Annotated in this window: 12 protein-coding genes; 11 read left to right on the forward strand and 1 reads right to left on the reverse strand. The window is 42.8% G+C overall.

Features of this window, described 5'->3' with window-relative positions; genetic code table 11:
* Positions 1-614: 614 nt before the first annotated feature.
* The 11 genes from G475_RS0114505 (at position 615) to G475_RS26455 (ending at position 18,483) form a co-directional block, all read left to right on the forward strand.
* Positions 615-5,096, forward strand: a complete 4,482-nt coding sequence (locus G475_RS0114505; protein WP_026701899.1) for an S-layer homology domain-containing protein — start codon at positions 615-617, stop codon at positions 5,094-5,096.
* A gap of 1,012 nt (positions 5,097-6,108) precedes the next feature.
* A complete protein-coding gene (locus G475_RS0114515; RefSeq protein WP_026701900.1) occupies positions 6,109-6,369 on the forward strand; it encodes a hypothetical protein in 261 nt (86 codons plus the stop codon).
* Positions 6,370-7,208: 839 nt separating this feature from the next.
* Positions 7,209-8,954, forward strand: coding sequence for a hypothetical protein (locus G475_RS0114530; RefSeq protein ID WP_026701901.1), 1,746 nt, complete (start codon positions 7,209-7,211; stop codon positions 8,952-8,954).
* 335 nt (positions 8,955-9,289) lie between these two features.
* Entirely contained in the window at positions 9,290-9,706 is a 417-nt protein-coding gene (locus G475_RS0114535) for a hypothetical protein (RefSeq protein WP_026701902.1), read from the forward strand.
* A 259-nt stretch (positions 9,707-9,965) separates the two neighbouring features.
* Positions 9,966-10,532 carry a hypothetical protein gene (locus tag G475_RS0114545; protein ID WP_026701903.1) on the forward strand — a complete coding sequence of 189 codons (567 nt, stop codon included), beginning with the start codon at positions 9,966-9,968 and terminating at the stop codon, positions 10,530-10,532.
* Positions 10,533-10,780: 248 nt separating this feature from the next.
* On the forward strand, positions 10,781-10,852 hold the full coding sequence (locus G475_RS28040) for a putative holin-like toxin (RefSeq protein WP_407636207.1): 72 nt from the start codon (positions 10,781-10,783) through the stop codon (positions 10,850-10,852).
* 713 nt (positions 10,853-11,565) lie between these two features.
* A complete protein-coding gene (locus G475_RS0114550; RefSeq protein WP_026701904.1) occupies positions 11,566-15,447 on the forward strand; it encodes a metallophosphoesterase in 3,882 nt (1,293 codons plus the stop codon).
* 541 nt (positions 15,448-15,988) lie between these two features.
* A complete protein-coding gene (locus G475_RS0114555; protein ID WP_026701905.1) occupies positions 15,989-16,246 on the forward strand; it encodes a hypothetical protein in 258 nt (85 codons plus the stop codon).
* Positions 16,246-16,632: a retropepsin-like aspartic protease gene (locus G475_RS0114560; RefSeq protein WP_051302557.1), complete on the forward strand. Its 387-nt coding sequence runs from the start codon at positions 16,246-16,248 to the stop codon at positions 16,630-16,632. Before G475_RS0114555 ends, G475_RS0114560 begins: the two co-directional genes overlap by 1 nt.
* A gap of 350 nt (positions 16,633-16,982) precedes the next feature.
* Positions 16,983-17,495: a YHYH domain-containing protein gene (locus tag G475_RS25230; protein ID WP_035711294.1), complete on the forward strand. Its 513-nt coding sequence runs from the start codon at positions 16,983-16,985 to the stop codon at positions 17,493-17,495.
* Positions 17,496-17,724: 229 nt separating this feature from the next.
* A complete protein-coding gene (locus tag G475_RS26455) occupies positions 17,725-18,483 on the forward strand; it encodes a 3'-5' exonuclease (RefSeq protein ID WP_051302559.1) in 759 nt (252 codons plus the stop codon).
* On the opposite strand, the gene G475_RS28045 is transcribed toward G475_RS26455, so the two are convergent.
* Positions 18,480-18,630: IS3 family transposase (locus G475_RS28045; RefSeq protein ID WP_156911721.1), on the reverse strand; the 151-nt coding region annotated here is incomplete at its 5' end. The genes G475_RS26455 and G475_RS28045 overlap by 4 nt on opposite strands.

Here is an 18,630-nt window from a genome sequence, read left to right on the forward strand (position 1 = left end):
ACACAAGAACGCATAGAAGTATGGACCTTTTGAACTCCAGACCCTGTCGCGGTTCCCAGGGCGCTTGCGCTTTTCTTAAAAAATATAACAAAATTGAAATATTCCCGTGACAAATCTGTAAAAATCATGTTTCAATATGGGAGTAGCGGGAATCATTGGCATTGAAAGCATATTCCGGGCTGTCAGCAACTTGAGACCTGAGCGCATAGACTCTTAAAATATTATAAAATATAGGTGAAAATACGCAGATTCTATTAAAATGAGGTTACATTAGGAAAATAGGGTGGCAATCCTAAGGAAAATGTTGTAGAATTCTTGTAAATAGCGTCAGATTATGCTGTAATCTATCATACGTACTATTTTGTGCCACAATTCGAAAAGAATTGCCTACCCATGAATTGACAGCCCAGACTTTGGCACGTATAATAATTTTTGCAGTTTTTTAGCAGATTTATGAAAAACTAACGGACGGATGCGCTTTCACAGATGATTCCGATGACCCGATGATAGATCGTTGAGGAACCAGATGACGTGATATCGTCTCTGAAAGTTAGAAAATAGTATTCTATCAAAACTGAGATAGAATGCTGAATACAAAGGAGGAAGAATTGCATATGGCTTATCAACCTAAGTCTTACCGCAAGTTTCTTGCAACATCCGTATCTGCAGCAATGCTCGCTTCCGCTGCAGCAGTCGTACCGGCGGATGTGCAGCAAGCTGATGCAGCTGAATCTTTCAGTGATGTATCAAATGATTACTGGGCCTCGGAGTCTATCCAGCGCTTAGCTGATCAAGGTATCATCAACGGATACCCAGATGGTACATACGGCCCGGGAGAGGAGATCAACCGCGGTCAGGTAGCGGAGCTTCTCGTTAATGCTTTTGACCTAGACGTTGATCAGGACGCAGAATCTTCTTTTGAAGACCTGAACGATGAAAGTTATTACACTCCATTCGCGGAAGCAGTAAATGAAGCTGGTTACATCACAGGGCGTGAAAACGACACGATGTTCGCAGCTGGCATGGATCTGTCCCGTGAGCAAATGGCAACTATCCTGGTTCGTGCTTTCGAACTGGAAGCAAAAGAAGACAGCGATGCAACCGTAGGTGACCTCGACCAAGCACACGAGAGCCACCAGGAAAACATCGAAATCCTTGCACAGTATGACATCACTTCCACAGAAGACGGAAACTTCCGTCCGAAGGAAACTGTTACTCGTGCACAGTTCGCAACCTTCCTTGACCGTGCGCTTGAAGTACAGGAGCCGCTTGAAATTGCTAATATAAGTGCACTGACTGAAGACGGCCATATACTGGAAGTCGAATTCACTAGACCTTACACGGAAGATCTGGAAGCTTCAGACATCCGTATCACGGAAAGTGACAGCGGAGAGCGCGTTGGTGTTGATGAGGTAGAACTTTCATCAAACCGTACAACTGCTGAAATCACGTTGTATGACAATACAAGTGAGGGTGCTGCACCTGAAATTGAACGTCTTCAGGAATATGACATTCAAATCGGTGATTTGGAAACAACATGGGTACGTCCTGGATTCGAAGATGAAATCCGCGTAACTGATGTTGACCCAGAAGATGGAACTATCACTGCTGGCGGTACTACTTATAACGTCACAGATGAAGAGTTTGACTATTATCAAGCTCTCGGAAGTGAAATCAGCGTTTGGTTCGACCAAAACGACGACATCGTTGATTATGAATTTGAAGATGAAGATGTTGTAGAAGGTGCCATCGAAGTGAATGGCGACGCTGACGAAATTGAAGTTCTAAACGGCGGCGACACTTACGACATTGCTGATGAAGAAGACTTTAACTTCTACCTCAATGGCGAAAGTGAAGATCTCGAAGCTGATACTGAATATGATTACGCGAAGCTTTACTTCGACAACAGCGGCGATGTAGAAGCAGTTCACGCTTATAATTTCGAAGACAGCATTCTTGCTGATGAAGTAGACGACAATTATGTTCTTGGTTACGATGCCGATGAAGTTGACCTTGAAGATCACCTTATCGTGAAAAACGGTGAGCAAATCTCTATCGATGACATTCAGCATAATGACCTTGTCTTCTTCAATGAAGATGCAGAAGAAAACGGCATTGCTGTGGTAACGGATGAAACAGTTACAGGGGAAATCGATGGTGTATATCAGAACTCCTTCGACATTGACGGCGAAAACTTCTCTTACGACGGAGCTCAATATGTCAATGAAGACGGCGAAATCGAAAACCTCGATGATGATGGCGCTGAAATGCTTCAAGACAGCGGTGAAGAAGTAACTGCTCACTTTAACTGGAAAGGCGACCTCGTTATCGTTTCCGGTGGCCAAGAAGGTGAGCTGGAAGAGCAATTCGAAACTTCCTACACCACTGATTCGATCGTTGCTTATAATGATGTTAGAGGAAATGAAAGAGTAGAACTTTCGGTTGTCGACTCTGATGGAAATGAACATCTTTATGATTTTGATATTACTGATTTAGAAGAAATCGTGGTTGATGGTGAAGAATATGAAACTGGCGATGATCTGCCAAATGATGAAGACTTCGAAATTGATGAATTTGTGATTGATCCAGACAATGACCTAGATGAAGAAACTTCCTTCAGCATCGTAGCTCACGATGATGACGACAATCCATCAGATGATATAGTAGAAATCTCCGATGATCGTCGCCTTGTTGGTGTAGATACAAATGAAGACGGAGATGTAGTTGGACTTAAATTCTTTAGCGAAGACAGCTCTGATTTCAGCGAAACTGTTGAAACAGATGATGATTTTGTTGAAGCAGACAACGACAGCTCTTATCGTATTCAGAACAACACAAAAGTAGTAAACGTTGATGCTGATGAAGACGAATATCCAGATGCTGATGATGTCACTATCATGGATTGGGACGAAGTTCAAGACAATGGTACTAACATCAATGATGGAACGGTTTACTATGATGAAGATAACTATGCCACTCACATTGTTACTTCAGATCTTGAAGTTGAAAATACCACAGATTACAGTGCGGTTCTGACCCGTGTTGACGTTAACACTGATGATGAAATTGATCGCATTGAAGCACTTGTTAACGGAGAAAGAGAAACTTACGATGTTAATGATCTCGAAAGCGGCGACCTCGATTTCGCTGACTTTGATGACCTTGAACCTGGTAAATCCGTTGTTCTGGAAGTAAACGACGACAATGATCAGGTTACAGACATCAAGGAAGCAGATGATGGCGATGTTAATCGTCTTGAGTCTGGTGAAGTAACTGACATTGAAGTTGGTAATAACCGCATCGAAGTTGACGGCACTTGGTATGAGCTCGAATCCGATGCAGAAGTTTATGACGTTACCGATGACGATGCAGACGACTACTCTGTAGAAAACCTTCGTGACATCGAAGAAGGTGACTCTGTTGAATTGATTCTTGCTGCAGGCGGAAGCACATTTGTGGATGCCGTTGTAAGAACAGATGAAACTGACGGTGGTTCAGGCGGCAGCGGAGATGTTGAAACTGATGGTGAAGTAACTTATATTAACGGTGATGGAACTACTGTCGATCTTAATGATGAAGAGCAAATTGAATTAGTTGATGAATTAGGCGAGGATGGCCTACGTAACCTTGCTGATGATGATGATATTACTCTATTTGATGAGTATAGAGATGAGCTAGAAGGCGCTGAAATTGATTTTGAAACTAATGCTGCTGGAGAAGCTTACTCCATTAATTCCATTGTCTTAGAAGAAGCTGATTACAGTGATGATTTCATTGAAACATTGGTTCAAAACTTCGATGGCATTACCATTGATGGTCAAGGCCAAGCTGAAACTACCATTACTGGTGACGGTTTTGAAGTAACTGCTGATAATGTAACAATGAGCGACCTTTCTTCTGAAGGTACAGTAGTTATTGGTGATGTAGACGACTTCACTGCCGAAAACACAAACTTTGATGATTTAACAGTTAGTGGTGGTGGATCTGACTCTGTTGTTCTATCAGGTGTTAACGTGTCTGGAGATTTCACTGTAGACTCAGATAGCGCTGTTAGAGTAGAATTTGCAGGAACAACTTTACAAGGAACTACAGTAGTAAATACTGATCAAAATGTTGAATTTGATGCAGATAGTGGTTCTACATTTGAACAAGAAATACAAAATCAAGGTGCTGGTCAATTAACTCTTGCTGGTACGGTTAATGCAGAGTCAGGTTACAGTGGAGATAACATTGTTGTTGATGAAAATGCAGATGAGTCTACTCAAGAATCCTTTGCACTTGATGAAATCAATGAACTTGATTCTGAGAATCAATCAGAAGCGCTAACTTCTTTAAATAGTTTCGTTACTCAGTTTGAAGATTCTGAGCTGGAAACTGATGAAAAGGAAATTGCAGCTGGTTATGTACCGTTGAACCAACCTGAAGGTGGTTACAGCACCCTTGCTGAAGTTGAAGAACGAGTTGAAGCTGGCCTTACAGTCCGCTCTGCTTTTGAAAGTGCTGTAGATGCTGTATCAAACAATGATTCTGATTTATATCAGGATGTAGTTGTAAGTGTAGCTGAAGATCTAGAAAGCATCGGAGTAGAAAACTTTGAGCTTTATACTACAAACCCAGAAACTGAAGAAAATATTACAGTTCAAGAACTAGCTGAAAAGCTAAGAGACCTAGACGATGTCGAGAATATTGAAAGTATCGTAGACGAGGCTCTTAGTGATCAAACTTCCTACACTGAGATTACAACAGCTATCGGTGAAGCAGTAGCTGCTGCAGAAGTTGCAGAGGTTGCTGATGCTATTACCTTCGATACTATCTCAGGCGATAACGATTCAGCTGACGCAGTCACAACTGATTTAACTCTCCCTGAAAACGGCACTGAAGCTGACGCTGAGCTTCCTGATGTCGACATTTCATGGGCTAGTAACAACGAAGATGTGGTAGAAACTGATGGCACAGTTAATCAACCTGCAAGTGATGCTGAAGATGCCAACGTAACACTTACAGCTACTGTAGGTGAAGAAGGCGAAGTAACTGAAGATGTTGAAATTGATGTCACCGTTTCTGCACAAGAATCTGCTGGAACTACTGGAGAATAATCGAAACGTTCCTTTATAAACTAACAATCTAGTGAAAAAAGGAAAGAAATCCCCCGAGTGTTAAGTGCCTCGCACTCCTCGGGGTTTTTCTTTAACTGTTCTGTTGATGTGAAAGGTGAAAATCCTTTTCCTGTGAAACAGCCTACATTCGCAGGTGCCTGATCCTCCTGCATCCGATGCTGCCCTGCCGTGGCAGAAAGGGTGAAGTCAGGTGAAGACGTACTCTCGACAGAGAGGCGGGGCTCCTTCAAAGATGACTATGGCTAATGACGTGAACCCATGACGATCCAAGAAGAGGTAGTGAATACTAGGATAAGATGCTAGCAGGTTAGTATTCATCCCTGTATCTGTAAGGATACAGTGGCGATTGGAACAATTTAGGCTGTTACACCAGTCGTTCTCTCTCTTGAAAAGTGGGGGCCTACGGTCATCAAACATAGGGATAGACAGAACGGAACGTTTGAAGCTTTGCTGGTTGAGGTGGGGTAGCGCCGATGATCCTGTGAAGTGGCAGCGGGTTCGTAGTAGTGAGGAAGGCTGGCCGTTTGGATTGCTTTAGCAATAGAGCAAGAGGAGAAAACCAGCTGAGCGAAGGAACCCAGTCAGTGATTTTCTCGATACATTTATTTCCCTAAAAGAAAAAATAATTATTAGCTGTCTCTCCTAGTGAGGGGCAGCTTTTTTATTATTGGACACTTCCTTTCTTTTAGAAAAAGAAAGTATTTTTCACCTCATTTTAACGGCTGTCCTTTATTATCATCGATGTAGAAACAGGGAAAAAAAAGAATTGCTGATGGATCACTGTGTGCGGTAAAAGCCACCTGCATGGTGAAGACTCGTTATATTCGGAAAAAGAGAGAAAGATGAAAGCGAGAATAGCGAAGACTTCATAGAACTTGAGGTCGATGTGGAACCGGCTTTGGCTGAAGATGGAACAAGTGAAGTGACAGTAACAGCAACGGAGCAACAGGATAACTTAGTGTCCGGGCTGGATATAAAGTAGGACATTTCCATGACAAATGAAAATCCAACCGAAGAAGTATATCAAATCGATGGTGACTCCTATGATCAAAATAGTGACGACAACCTCGTAGAAACTACAGAAGAAGACGGTGCATACGATATCGAGGTTTTCCTCCCTTCTTCCCGTTTCCATCCAGCTCTTGATTGGGAAGGAGTATATATATGCGTATGCCTTGTCGGTACATCGGGAGCCGTGTGGAGGTGGGAGAATATAAAAAAAGGGATATGTTTTTATTTTATGTTAATATGACACCTGCTTTTTATTCCTAGGAAACGATGATGCAGTCCATGCTTCAGGTGATGGAGGCATACTCGCGAAAACGTGGAGCTTCCAGGATCGTGAGTTTTCATCCCGATGATGGCCTCATGGAATGAGTGACAAACAAAATGGAATGGACAAGCACCAAAAGTCAGACGCATTTTACTCTTGCGATGAAAAACATAAATCGCCCGATACACCCTCATGCGGGTACTTTTTTCATTCAGCCCTGCAGCGAATTACCCCATCGTTCTTTTCATACCCTAATGGAAAAGGTCGCTGCCTTGTCGGAGCAATGGAAGCAGCCATCTCCCCCTATTTCCGCCCTGCACCCACAAAGTAGTCATCTATTATTAAAAGAGAAAAAAATCATCAGCTGACTGCTGTTCGTGGAAAACCAGGATCCTTATACAGCAAGTGTCTCCCGTTATTTTGTATTCCCCTCATATCGGCTTTATCTATTCTCATTGCCGATATGCAATACAATCAAGGGTTTACGCACATGACGTTAGAGTGCCTGTCACCACCCGAAATATGTCGAAGGTGCTCTCTTTTAACTTTTCCCTAGTAAAAAATCCTATCGTTTTTAAATTAACGCAAAAAATAAGGAAATAAGACAAATGTATGAAAAAGCTGTGAATTAAAATAGGGAATCAGGGAAATGAAAAAGAGAAAAATCGCTGACGGATCGCCGTGTGCGGTGAAAGCCGCCTGCATGGTGAAGGCTCGTTATAAGACCAAGCAAGAAGGTATAAGACGAGAATAGCGTAAACACAGTTGAAAACAAGGAGGAGTTTTTAGCAGCAGTAAATAATCCATCAGTTGGAGAGATGACATTTCTATCTGATATTGGTGATGGCAGTTCTGTAGAGGTAAACCGTCTAACGGATATGAATGTAAACGGTTATGCCTTTAGGGGTGATTTAATGTTTGCCAGCGATGATAGTGGCAGGGCACAATTGACGAGTGCCGCTGCTGATGGCGAACTAGATGGGGATCTTACATTAGATATTCCCAATGCTGAATTTGAAGTAGGAGCCCATGTTACTGTGACTGGAAAAACGGTGATACATGATATAGCCGGGTCGACCTTTACGAACAACGGGGAGTTGCAGGAAGTTGAGATAAACGATAATAATGGGATGCGTATCATCAACCATTCAACTATTGCGGATGTGACGATTCAGAGTGAGAGCGGTATTATTCTTGAGGGATCTTATTCGAATGTCAGTATTCCATCAGATTTAGATGGGGCAGTCCTTACCCTTTCGGATGCTTCGGTCATTGAATCGCTTCATACAGATAGTGATATTACTATTAATGGAGAGGGTCTGATCGAAACGGTTGCGGATGATTCTACGGGGGCCGTAGAAGGGGCTCCAGCAGAAAAAGCATCCGCGATACGGGCGGTAAATCAAGCGGAAGCAGAGGAGATCGGCGAGAAAATTAATGATTTGGCGGATCTTGTGGGGGACAGTACAATACTGGATGCTGCTGCTTTTCAGGCGTCCAACGCGGAGGAATATGTTCACTCCCTGAACAATACCCCTGCTGAAACAGCAGAGGACGTTCAGCAGGTCATGGACAGTGTAAATGATCAAGTGCAGGAAATAGGAGAAGCAGTAAATGCTGTGAATGACGCAGATGCCGGAGGACTAAAGGAAGCCGTACAAAATTTAGCATCCTTGGTCTCCGAAGAAACGTTAAACCCGCAAGATTTTACAGATGAATATACTCAGTCCTATGTAGACGCATTGGAGGAAGAGCCAGCCGGTGATCCTTCAGATGTTCAAGAGATAATAGGGTCAGTGAATGAAGTGAACTCGCTTGTGGAGGACGTAAATGCTGCAGAAACATCCGCAGCACTGCAGACCGCTGTCACGGATCTGGCTGATCTTTCGGAAGCAGTAGATGCTTCTGCTTTCAATGCTGCTCATGCTGAGGCCTATATCGATCATTTCAGCAGTGAACAAGCCGATAATCCCGAAGACGTCCAGTCCGGCATAGAGCAAGTGAATGCTGATAGGTCGGAAGTAGAGGATGCGTTACAAGCAGTAAATGACGCAGAAGACGCAGATAGTTTCGGAGCTGCTCTCACGGATTCGGCCCTGGGTTTATCTCTGACGGCTTATAACAACTTAAGTGAAAGACGTCAGGATACAGTCAATGAAACATTATTTAACTCAGGCGATGCCTATGGGGATGTTTCTGCCCTTCAAAGTGCTATGGATGGTGCGGTACAAACCCAAGAAGATTTTTCAAGTATACAAGTAAATGGTTTATCCTGGACGGAGCAAGGAAACGGCTATCTGGAATTTGATCGAATTGCAGGCGGTGCCAGTCATTGGACAGGGGCGGACCATTATGAACTGTATTATATTGAGGCCAATGCGGATTACGATGAACTAACCATGGATACCGAAGGCGCTTCATCCGCAACCGTAGATTATTTGAATCAAGATAGTGTTACCCCGGACAACGTAGAGTCTGGAGTAATATATGAAGCTGTAATCTATGCCACGGATGGAACCAATTATTCAACTGCATCAAATAGTATAATTTTCTCTCCAGAATAACTTACAAAAACAGCTGCGGTGGAATGCCGCAGCTGTTTTTTAGTGCCTGTCACCACCCGATATTTGTCGAATGCGAGCAATAAGCAGTTTTATATCTCTTTTTAACCGTTTCCCTGGCCTTTCTCGAAAAAATTTTTACGTTTTAAAAAATAACACAAAAAATAAAGCAACAAGACAAAAGTAGGAGTACGAGATAAATTAATATAAGTAATGAGGGAAATAATAAAGAGAAAAAACGCTGACGGATCGCTGTGTGCGGTGAAAGTCGCCTGCATGGTGAAGGCCCAATCGAAAGCCAGTTCTGAAAGAAGGTATAAGATGGGAATGGCGAAACGGTGGAAACGATATCCGAGACACAGGAGTTTGTCCTAAATCATTTAACCCCGGGAGATGATGCGGATAATATCGATCAGCTCAACGCCGATGATTTTGATTCCATGGAGTCAGGAGCAGGGTATTTGAAAGCCTATAGGGAATCCGAGATCGAGATTTTTGTCACATTTACAGATGGCGTGATCGATGGCTTAAATTTGACAAGAGATTATGAAGTGTCTGACGAGTCCTCCCGAGAAACAGTCAGGCAGAATCTTGGGGACGCTCTTCAATCAGATTTTGGTTACACCGTAACAGCAAGTGGGGATGCTTACACCATTGAAGATGACCAAGCTACCGGTAATGTATTCCGGATAAGCAGCAGTACAATTAGTGGTAATTATGAATATGGAATCTTCATCGAGCTGACAGCTAAATAATGTCATGGCCTCATCTTTATAGATGGGGCTCTTTTTTAGAATTTTAGGCAAAAAATTAAAAAAATGAACAAAACCTGTTTTATATTTTTTCTTATACTTCTATAGGGGGAAATAATAAAGAGAAAAATCACTGACGGATCGCCGTGTGCGGTGAAAGCCGCCTGCATGGTGAAGGCCCGATCGAAAACCTTGATAGGAATAAGGCGGGAATAGCAAAGAAGCACCTGACGTTACCGCAGATCCATCTGAACAAAACGTTTTGACATTTGAAGAAGATCAAACATGGCGCACCTCTGTAGAAACCATAACACTGTACCAAATAGAAGAAAATGATGGGCTGCAGTACGAAAAGGGAAATATTTCTTATGATAAAACCACTCCCGGCCAGCTGGGTTTAGAAGATCAGGGAGAGGCCGAAGCGTCTTCGTGGGAAGAAGTGCAGCCGTATCTGGAAGCAGCTCAAGAGGAAGGTCTGGATCTTCCAGCCGTGTTTTTTGTCATAGAGGCCGCTGGATATGAAGATGCGGTCGCTTGGATTGCAGGTGAACCCCTTCCGGACTCCGAACCGATGGTGGCAGAATATATTACGGCATCTTCCTCGGACAATCATATTCTTTTTGTGAATGAAGACAACCGGGTGGGGACCGTCTGGATTTATAAAGAAGAAAATAGCTCAGATGCGGACGGTCATGTCACTTTTGATGAAAACACAGAAACAAATACCTGGGTCACCGGGGATGAGATTCAAGCAGGAGATGAATTCTGGATAAGCATCACGGAGCCGGATAAAGCGGAAAGTGACAAAATAAAAGTAACAGCGGAATAAGGAATATTATTTTTGGTTTCATCTTCCAGCCTCCCTAACGTCGGGGAGGTTTTCTTTTTTTGGGCTGCCACGGTCGTTTTTACTGGTACATTGTCCCGCCTTGTCCGAAAAGATGCTATGCAGATGGGTGGTCAATAAAGGAGGATTCTCCCAGGCGAAAGGGTTTATGATAAAATATAACTTGTACAACAGATAGGCTTCTAAGGGCGGTCGGCTAATCTCCCGGATGGGAGGTGATGCCTATGGATATGTATCAGACATTATCTTTAATGGTGATGTTTGGCACGTTAATTGTGTTAATCATGTCCCAAAAGAAATAGACCGCCCCGTCAGGTAAGGTGTGCGGTCTATTTCCGTAACTAATACCGGGCAAGCCTCCGCTCTTAAATGCGGTTCCTTTTAGTTCTATGCTGCTTCCCAAAAAGTATACATGTTTGAATTAATTATACCACAGGAAGCACAAACGTAAACATAAACGTAAATGTAAACAAAAACGTAAACGTGTATCAAAGGAGGCTTATCAAGATATCAAGTCTTGGAGATCCCGAAAAGTTATTATCCGCCCCACGAGTCTCTTCTCGTAGGACCGGAGTTTCGTTTTCTTTTCTTTAACTTCTTTGGACAATATACGTGGCTATAGATGAACAGGCAGCGACGTAAGCAATCGGTTTGAGCCCCTGTTTACAGAGAGAAGATTCTTTTCCACTGCAGCCTTTCTATTTAAAACAATATCCTGTCTTCTTTACGAAGGCAGGATATTGTTTTGTGAGATGATAAAAGAGAAGAACACCCTTATCCACCTCCATTGCTAATATAAAGTCAGCGGAAGAACCACGTCAGCTTTTTATGCAAATTTACTAACCTTTTACAGTGTATTCATATACTCCTAATCCATAAATGTTTTAATGTACCTAGGGAAAAAAGAGATCTGGCGGCACGCCGTATGCGGTGAAAGAAATAGAGTTCACGCCTCTCTATTTACAATAAAGGGGTACAAGGTGTTGGAATACATAAAAAAAGGAGAAGAGTCTACATGAGTACAGGGAGATGGAGAAAAACGTTCAGTTCCTTCTTATCAATAGTACTGATTTCTACATTTTTATTCCCCATAACCGCTATTACAACAAATGCGGCATCAGCCCCTTCTGACTTAATTATATCGGAGTATGTTATGGAAGTCCGTCATAATAAGGCGGTTGAACTTTATAATGGTACTGATTCTGAAATGGATGTAAGTGAATACACCCTGGAACGTTACAGCGGGGATGCAGATTCCGCTGAAGAGTCCGTGCAAGTGAGCGGCTCATTAGCGAGTGGCGGCACGTATGTTTTATATCATGGCGAGGCAGACGGAGATCTTAAAGATAAGGGGGATCTGGAGAACTCCAGCGTTATTGATTTTAATGGCAGGGATTCCGTTGTTTTGAGAAAAGCAGGGGATGTCATCGATTCTATTGGACAAGCAGGAGCAGGGGAAGAATGGGGCAAAGATGTAACACTTATCAGAAACGGTGATGTTAGAGCGGGAGATACGACCATGGATGATGCATTTGATCCATCCGAAGAATGGGAACAATGGAAAGCCGGACCCTTTGATGATTTAGGTTCTCACCATATGAATGATCCTGTTTCGGAAGCTCCAGGGGAAGATGAAGCTGTACCAGATAGTGAAAAAAAAGAGGAACATGCATTAGATAAGACCTCCTCCAATAATGTAAAGGAGATAACAGAGCCTTATATTGTATTGGAAGATTTTGAAGATGGAATTGGCACCTGGCAAGCGTCTGGTGCAAGGTATAACTCCATTGATGCCCTTGTTACTAACGAGGAGGCACGCCATGGCAGCAGTGCCCTGCAGCTGGACTACGATTTTATTGGCACACAGGGAACGTCCGGCGTTTATGCTTCAAAGGATAATAGGATAGAAATCCCTGGTAACCCGGAGAAAATAGGCATGTGGATATACGGGGACGGCAACAAGCATTGGCTGAGGCAGCAGCTGTACGATGCAAATGGACAAAATTTTAATATTAACTATACTTCTGATTATCCAAACGGGGTGACGTGGAAAGGGTGGAAATACGTAGAAGCAAATATACCATCGGACTGGGAAGCCCCTTTTCGTATAGACCTGGCTGTAAGGTATATGGCGACGGATGATGATGGAAAGACAGCAGGTACGATTTATGTAGATAATATCCAGGCGGTTTATGATGATTTTGAGGAGGACGTCACCAACCCTGCATTAGAAAACTTTCAACCGCTTGAAGATCCCGCCACCTCCAATCAGCCGGAAATCAGCGCCGTGGCTGAAGATAATCAAGGGGGCTCGGGGATAGATCCAGAAAATATGATCATGAAAATAGATGAGGAACCTGTCACCCCCTCCTACGATGCGGCATCGGGAAAAATATCATATACGCCGGAGTCGCCATTGGCCGAAGGCGTACATGAGGCGTACATCGAAGTTTTCGACAAGGCAGGGAACCATCACTTTAACACGTGGAATTTTCAAGTCTCCGCCGGAGGGCCGTCGTTTCAATGGGAAGGTCCGGAACAGGCAAATGCCGGCTCCACTTTTGATGTTCAATTGAAAATGAGTCAGTTCGATTCTTTACATGGGGCAGATATTCAATTGTCTTATGACCCGGAATTGTTAACTTTCCTAGACGGAATAGAAGAAACAGAGGCTCTTCAAGTACAGATTGCAGAGAAGTTTAAAGGGAAGACAGCCACAAATGAAGTGAATTCGGAAACCGGTGAGATTCAACTAAGCTGGGACAATTTAGCTGACATCGAGACAGAGGAAGAGGAAGTATTGGCAACGATAACATTTGAATTAGGAATGGATGCTTCCGGTGAAGCTGAACTTGAACTCTCCCAGGGCTCCCTTTCTTATGTAGATTCGTCCATTGGTACCATAGAATTTTTTGCCGAACCATTTCGTGCAGGTATTGCCCAGCCATTAGTCTTATCGATCGAAGGTAAATCGGTAAACACGCCGAGCAGGATATCAGTGGCTGATCAGGATGGATACCCTGTGGAAGGGGCAGAAATAGAGATTACGAATGATGCTAAGCTGCTTGAAGTTACTAATTCCACAGATATTTACAAGGGTGGGAGCGGCGTAGCCGGGGATCCGTATCAGGAAGTCGAAGCCGGAACGTATTTGCCGTTTGCGAATTATTCCTATGAAGGTTTTGAGTACTATCGCATTTTCATACCGAATGGAGAGCAGCGGTATTACCATGTACCGGAAGAAGATGTTCGGGAAGTGGAGTGGAATTCCCTTTTCGGCACAACCGATGAAAATGGAGAAATGACCACAGATTTACTGACGCTTTCCCAAATTCCACTTACTATTCAAGCTAGTAAAGGGGAGCTTGTGAGCCAAGTCGAGTCCATCGACATTCTTCCGCAGCTGGGCGGCCCAACACCGAGTAACATTGCTTTAACGTGGTTGGAGGATCCTAAAACAACGCAGCATTTTACGTGGCGTACTGGAACCATGAATAAAGATTCCGTGGTGGAAGTGGTTGCCGAAGGGGAAGAAGCTGGTTTTGAGAGCAGCAAGGTCCAGCGTTTTGAGGGAGAAAATGAATTATATTCCGACGATACGGGAGAAATGAGGATTCATCGTACCCAAGCAATAGGGTTAACGCCTGGCACTACGTATCACTATCGTGTGGGAGATGGAACAGAATCAGGCTGGAGTGAAGAAAGTACTTTTACGACAGAATCTACTTCTGATCAACCATTTAACTTTTTGTTTTTTGCTGACACCCAGTCCCAAAATCAAGAAGGATTTGAGATTTGGACAGAATTATATGAATTAGGCCTGGAGAAATTCCCTGAGACAGACTTTGCTCTCCACGCTGGTGATATTGTGGAGGATGGAAGTGACATCTATCAATGGGATTACTTTCTTGAAGCTTCCCAAGGATTATCCACTACTATTCCTTTCATGTCCGTATTAGGAAATCATGACGTATACGGGGATGGTGAAAATAAATTCAATGCCTTGTTCCCGTACCCTGAAAATGGACCAAAAGGGAAAGAAGGATTCGTTTATTCCTTTGCATATGGAAATGCCAATTTCATTATGCTGAACTCAGAGTTTGGGATACAAGATATGGAAGAGCAGCAGGAATGGGTGAGAGAGGAAGTGGAGAACACTGATAAATTATGGAATATTGCTATGTTTCACCGCTCCCCTTATTCCAGTAATCCCCTGACCGGGACAGACGCTACGGCAGATACTTTTGCTCCGGTCCTTGAAGAACTTGGTGTAGACTTAGTATTAACGGGTCATGACCACGCATATATGAAATCACACTTGATGAAGGATGGCCGTGTCCAGACAGATGGATCGGGCTCCCAGTACATTATTGGCGGCTCAGCCGGCCCTAAATTTTATCCTGCTCAGACCTATGATTATGTGGATGTTTTATATGATGAAGACAAACAAGTATTTACCTCCATCGAAATAGATGGAAATGATTTAAGGGGAGACGTATACTCGATAGATAATGAACATATCGACACCTTTGAATTACAAAAACAAGGAGACGATGAGGCTGTCGTTCCTGAAAGATCCTACGATTTTAAAGACTCGGAAACAGGCAGATTGCTGGTGCATAAACCGAGTGTTTCCCTTACATTTGATGCAGCGTCCGAAGTGAAGAATGGAGTAGTATTTACTGGAAACTATGCAGAATTTCATGGTGCCGGTTTAAAGAATGCCACCATAACGATTAGACCAGAAAAAGACGGGGCCCTCATCGATTTTAAAGACACAGAAATATCCAAAGTGATCCTTGATGGAGATAATATTTCTGAATTAAGAGGGATAGAAAATATACAAGAAATAGAGTATGTAAACGGCGCAGATCCAGCAGTCTTAACCTCTCCATAAATTCAGATGGAAGGATCTCAAAAGGAGAATGATATACCTCAGTTCCTCGTCCGGAGCTGGGGTTGTTTTTGTGCCTGTCACCGCCCGAAATTTGTCGAATGACTAGGGAGTTTTACAGAGAGCTATCTCTGCAGGGATTTTATCAGCGTTTTTATTCGTATTAGCCGCGCCATTATTTCTCCTAGTACTGCACGCAATGAAAGAAGGTTTCTAGACGGGGGAACTTTTGGAAACATCAAACAGAAGGCGGGCCCTAAGAGTGGAGAAGTTATGCTTACAAGTAATTCTACAAAAAGGAAAGACATAGGACTTGCCATTGTGGGGTGTTTACGACAGGTGTGAAGCTTTTCGCAAAAGGTGGTAAGAAAGACTTGCTGAAGTTGTAAAATATTTCACTTTAATCAAGTGTTGGTATTTTAATGATTTACAAGAATGTTATTGCTAAGAAATACTACAACCTAGCAATTGAAGGGCAAAGAAAGACCCAACATTGGAAGAGTTAATGGTACAATATAAGTAAATAATTCTGGAGGTGAGTCAAATGAAGTGGGAAGATGTGTGCCAGGCTTTCCCTCAAACATGGGTTCTGATAGAAGCTGTTCGAGCTCATACCAATGAGAAAAGGGAGCGTATTTTAGACGAGATTGCTCCCTTGAAAAAATTTTCTAATTCTCCAGATGCTATGAAAGCCTATCAAGAAATTCATAGAGAAGATCCTAACCGGGAACTATATGTACTTCATACCAATCGTAAGGAGCCTAATATCATTGAAAAAAAATGGGTAGGTGTTAGGCGATAGTGAAAAAACTAATGATTGATGATGGATTATTGCTTACGGATATGGAACTAAGATATAGTGGACAATCGCTTCATATTCAACGTATATTAATTGATACTGGCTCAGGAAGTACAGTGGTATCAACAGACTTAGCAGAGTCCATAGGGATTGTAGCAGAACAAAACGATATGATATATCGTATAAGTGGCGTTGGGGGATCAGAGTTTGTATATTCTAAAACGGTGGATTTAGTGAAAATTGGAAGTATGCAAACAGAAGATTTTGCTATAGAAATTGGTGCTATGAATTATGGGTTTGATTTGGATGGTATCATTGGATTGGACTTATTACAACAATTGAAAGCAGTCATAAATATTGACGAATTATCATTACAGTCAAATAGCTAGGGCAAGTATATTAGGGGGACTTCTATACTTGCTGTTTTTTGGTTTTTTCGCTTTACATAAAGTTTAACCATACGTTAATTTGTGAATATTCAAACCTAAGATAACAGGGGAAGCTAGAAGCGTTCCTATAACTGGGAAACCTTTCAACAGATGATTTTAGGCTACCTTCAACTAGACTTAGTCATAAGAGCCAAGAGTCCCATAATCGGCAAAATTTTCTCCGTTTTGAAGGATTTTCGAGAAATACGTCAAAATAATTATAATTAGATATAGTTTTTATGTTGCTTTTTTATCAGAATATTTAGAATATGTGAATCTAGGGATTATTAGAGGTGAGGGGGACGATTGTAGTGAAATGGTATGTTTTGTGTGTAGTCGGTATCGTCATGATGTTATTTTCTGTAGCCACGGCGGAAGAGGCCTATAGTCATTCAGGAAGAACGGACAGCAATGGCGGTCATAACTGTTCTCAACAATCTATTGAAAAAGGCCTTTGTTCAGGATATCACTACCATAATGGAGGGGATTCCTCCTCGAGTGATTCTTCTTCCAACAGTTCAGAGCAGGAATCATCAAGTTTGAATAACACAAATGCCGGGGAAGTGGAAGATTTGGAAGAGGAGGTAGGAACTCTGGAAGAGCGGTTATCTTCTTCTCAAGAGAAAATAAGTGCAAGAGATGAAAAAATAGAAAAGCTGGAAGTGGAAAGAGAGGAGCTTCAAGGAAAAATAAACACTGTGGAACAAGAGAAAGAGACATTAGAATCTGAACGGGAAGAGGAGGAGCAGTGTGGAGAAATAGATAAGAAGGAAAAAGAGTTGGAAGAAAAAACAGAAACCCTCGATGAACGGGAGAGGAAATAGAAAAACGAGAGAACGAGTTACAATCAAAAGAAGAGGAGTCTGCATCAACTTCTTCAGATAATCACAATAACGGGGCTGGGGCAGCCGCGGGGACGACGTTATTTGTAGCTGGCATTGTGGGAGGATCGATTTGGTACCGAAAAATAAAAAATAACCTTCCAGGTCTTTAATAGGTGCCTGTCACGCCCCGGGATTTGTTGGATATTGTCGAATAAAGGAGAGGGAATTTATGAATTTCACTGCGATAGATTTTGAAACGGCTAAACCTTCAAGAGCTAGTGTGTGTGCTGTGGGATTGTTGGAGTATCAAGATGGTGAAAAAGTGGAGGAATTTTATCGTTTGCTCAAACCATGGGATGAGCAATTTGATCCTTGGCACACTTCTATTCACGGGATTACCTATGAGGATGTGGAGGATGCCGATGCGTTTGATGTCTTATGGGAAGAAGAACTCGAACACAGACTGCTGGACAAACTGGTCGTTGCTCATCATGCCAGCTTTGACATGAGCGTTCTTCGTCATGCCCTGGATGTGTATGATATTCCATATCCGGAGATAACATACAACTGTACGGTGAACATTGCAAAAAAGACATGGGGAGGGCTGCTGAATTATAAATTACACACGGTAGCTGAGCATTTGAGCATTATATTTTCCCACCATTATGCCCTTGAAGATGCCCGTGCTTCGGCGGAAGTTTTCATGCATGCCTGGAAACAGCATGAGGCGGTCAGCTTGGAAGTTTTTCTGGAAAAGACGAACCTCACAAACGGAAAGAAAAAAGCAGGAGGGTATTGGATCTGTGTCAAGAAAGTAGACACCTTTTTTTATGATTTGTCCGTTATAAAACGGAACGGACGCAGGCTTTTTTTCCCACCTGTCAGGATAGATGATGCCGCGGAAGCGTCAAGCTCAAACCGCTTGACCCATCCGCTCTATCATCTAGAGCGGTGGTTAAGGAAAAAAGCACTCTCCTGCCTGCATTAGGAGGTTTCTACGGGCGCTCGACTCCGCAGAACCTGCTGTTTATAATACTGGAGCGGGGTCAAATAGTTCAGGGTACGGTGGATACGCTTGCGGTTGTAAATCAGTTCAATATAGCGAAAAATCTTGTCATGCGCCTGTTGATGGGAC

The sequence above is a fragment of the Salibacterium aidingense DSM 18341 genome (assembly GCF_000429685.1).
In the GTDB taxonomy this organism is placed as follows: domain Bacteria; phylum Bacillota; class Bacilli; order Bacillales; family Marinococcaceae; genus Salibacterium; species Salibacterium aidingense.

Coding starts and splice junctions, on each gene's coding strand:
- G475_RS0114505 (WP_026701899.1), top strand. CDS start 615: ATGGCTTATCAACCTAAGTCTTACCGCAAGTTTCTTGCAACATCCGTA.
- G475_RS0114515 (WP_026701900.1), top strand. CDS start 6,109: ATGACAAATGAAAATCCAACCGAAGAAGTATATCAAATCGATGGTGAC.
- G475_RS0114530 (WP_026701901.1), top strand. CDS start 7,209: ATGACATTTCTATCTGATATTGGTGATGGCAGTTCTGTAGAGGTAAAC.
- G475_RS0114550 (WP_026701904.1), top strand. CDS start 11,566: ATGAGTACAGGGAGATGGAGAAAAACGTTCAGTTCCTTCTTATCAATA.
- G475_RS0114555 (WP_026701905.1), top strand. CDS start 15,989: ATGAAGTGGGAAGATGTGTGCCAGGCTTTCCCTCAAACATGGGTTCTG.
- G475_RS26455 (WP_051302559.1), top strand. CDS start 17,725: ATGAATTTCACTGCGATAGATTTTGAAACGGCTAAACCTTCAAGAGCT.